Below are 599 nucleotides of genomic sequence, written 5' to 3'. Positions count from 1 at the left end.
TTAATTTTTTTTTAAATACCGGGGGAACGCCGGTCTGTGTCGGAGGCGGAGTTCACCGCCTACGTCCAGGAGCGTCGTGCCTCCCTGTACGCAACCGCCTACCACCTGACCGGAGACCGCTTCGAGGCCGAGGACCTGCTGCAGAGCGCGCTGTTCTCGACCTACCGGGCGTGGGACCGGATCAGTGACAAGGCCGCGGTCGGGGGCTACCTCCGCCGCACCATGACCAATCTGCACATCAGCGCGTGGCGCCGCCGCAAGCTGAACGAGTACCCGACCGAGGAGCTGCCGGAGACGGCCGGCGACACGGACGCGATGCGCGGCACCGAACTGCGCGCCGTCCTGTGGCAGGCGCTCGCCCGGCTCCCCGAACTCCAGCGCACGATGCTGGTCCTCCGTTACTACGAGGGCCGCACCGACCCGGAGATCGCGGAGATCCTCGACATCAGTGTCGGCACGGTGAAGTCCAGCATCTGGCGGTCCCTCCGCCGGCTGCGTGAGGACGAGGTCCTCAGCTTCGGCCGTGACGAGGAGGAGTCCTTCGGGGAGCTTGTCGCCTGAGGGTCTGAGTGGGGGGAGTAAGTAACGGGGGAAAACGG

Annotated in this window: 1 pseudogene; it reads left to right on the top strand. The window is 66.4% G+C overall.

The window, feature by feature from the left end:
• Positions 1 to 18: 18 nt before the first annotated feature.
• Positions 19 to 561: pseudogene (locus P1P70_RS45545) on the top strand (SigE family RNA polymerase sigma factor); the annotation flags it as partial.
• Between the last annotated feature and the right edge of the window lie 38 nt (positions 562 to 599).

This window comes from Streptomyces sp. MB09-02B (assembly GCF_033794485.1).
Classification (GTDB): domain Bacteria; phylum Actinomycetota; class Actinomycetes; order Streptomycetales; family Streptomycetaceae; genus Streptomyces.
This window is presented reverse-complemented; position numbering and strand designations above follow the sequence as displayed.